Origin of the sequence: Micromonospora sp. M51 (assembly GCF_018070305.1) — a bacterium.
Lineage (GTDB): Bacteria > Actinomycetota > Actinomycetes > Mycobacteriales > Micromonosporaceae > Micromonospora > Micromonospora parva.
This window is the reverse complement of sequence record NZ_JAGPXZ010001062.1, coordinates 1-1,584: the sequence shown is the minus strand read 5'-3', so window position 1 is coordinate 1,584 and position 1,584 is coordinate 1. Positions and strand designations below refer to the sequence as shown.

The window sequence follows — 1,584 nt, the reverse complement described above, 5'->3', positions numbered from 1 at the left end:
CGGGTGCGCGAGCCGCAGCGCGTGGTCGACAGTCGCCTGCGCGTAGACGGTCAGGTCGTGCCGCTGCGCCGCCACGACGATCTGCGCCGGCCCGGTCAGGCTGTTGAGGAACCGGCCAAACCCTTCCAGCAGCGCGCCCTGTTCACCGCCGGTGCGCAGGTGGATATTCGTGGTGCCGCAGGCGATCAGGACCTTGCCGCGGCCCTCACTGGTCAGAAGTCCGGTCGGGCTGACCGCCGTGACGGGAGAACGCAGCGGCGCCGGAAGGCTCGGATTGCCGGCCACGACCGCGATCGAGCTGGCCCGAGCTGCACCAGGGGCGAGAGTGCGCGGCTTGCGACTGAGTACGAACCCGTGCCGCAGCCACACGTCCAGCGGCAGGCCGTCACGGCGGCCGAGCGCCACCACTACCGCCACCGCGAACACGATCGCTCCGGCGACGATCCACGCCAGTTGCGGCAGTAGTTGCCCGAACGTGCGGTAGACACCGAACCCGACGAGGCCGGCGCCGCCGACGATGCCCAGTTGTCTGAACGTCAGCCCGAACGCGATACGGTCGGGCTCGTTGACGTTGGCCGGGACGACGGCACGCGGAACGTTGTCCTCGATCGTCATCGCCCACCTCGCAAGGCGGCACGTCCCGGCCCACCAAGCGGGCGACGACGGGTGATGCCCTGGATAACCACTGCCCGTAGCAGAACCCCGCCGATGTTCGGCGAGCCCCTGCCCATTGCGTAGCGGCGCATCATCCCGGGGATCTTGACCGTTATCCACAGAACCACCCCGACCAGCAGCAGGTTCAGTACGTCTGAGCTCGGCAGGCCGATCAGGACCGGAATGCTCGCGTCCGGGTCGGTGAGCAGTTGGATGCCGTTGGAGAACGCGACGGCCTGCAGCACGGCCGTGCCGAGGCAGCCCAGCAGGCTGCGCCACCACAGGTCGGCGGTGGGTTGCGTCCAGGGCAGGCCATAGCAGGCCAGCGCGACCGGGGCGAGCCCGGCCAGGATGACCAGCACCGCAACGCGGACGACCCAACCGGTGACGAGGGTGAACATCAGCCCGACGATCAGCAGCCCGATGATCAGGGCGACGAGGGCGTTGGCGGGGTCGATGAGGGCGGCGGCCACGTGGGTGCGGGCCATCGTGACCGCTTGTGTGGTCGGCGCCGCGGTGCCGACCATGGAAACCGTCAACGCGTTGGCGACAGAGATGAGCACGGCGCAGAGCGGGACCGCGAAGTTCGACAGGATGAACCCGACGACGAGGCGTGGCAGTAATTCCTTGACGCCGTATCGCATCTCGAACGAACTGCTGGTCATCGTCACGACGCCGGCGGTCAGTAGCGCGAGGATGTAGCAGACGTTGACGACCATCGCGCTCTTCGCGGCGATGGTCTGCACCTGCGGCAAGACGGTGACGTCCGGCGACAGGAACATCCACGACGTCAGATAGGCCAGGAGTCCGCCGAGCAGGTCTTGTAGCCGCTCGGCGAGCCATTCCACCAGGCCATTCATCATCCAGTCGACCATGATCGATGCCCTCAGCCACCGATGATGCCCTGCAGCACCTGCAGGATCACGGGGG

The 1,584-nt window shown here is 67.8% G+C and carries 2 protein-coding genes; both read right to left on the bottom strand.

What is annotated here, in order from left to right:
* Positions 1 to 615: PrgI family protein (locus KBX53_RS32455; protein ID WP_210863668.1), on the bottom strand; the 615-nt coding region annotated here is incomplete at its 3' end.
* A partial coding sequence (locus KBX53_RS32450; protein WP_247676551.1) for a hypothetical protein occupies positions 612 to 1,584 on the bottom strand: 973 nt, incomplete at its 5' end. The genes KBX53_RS32455 and KBX53_RS32450, both read right to left, overlap by 4 nt.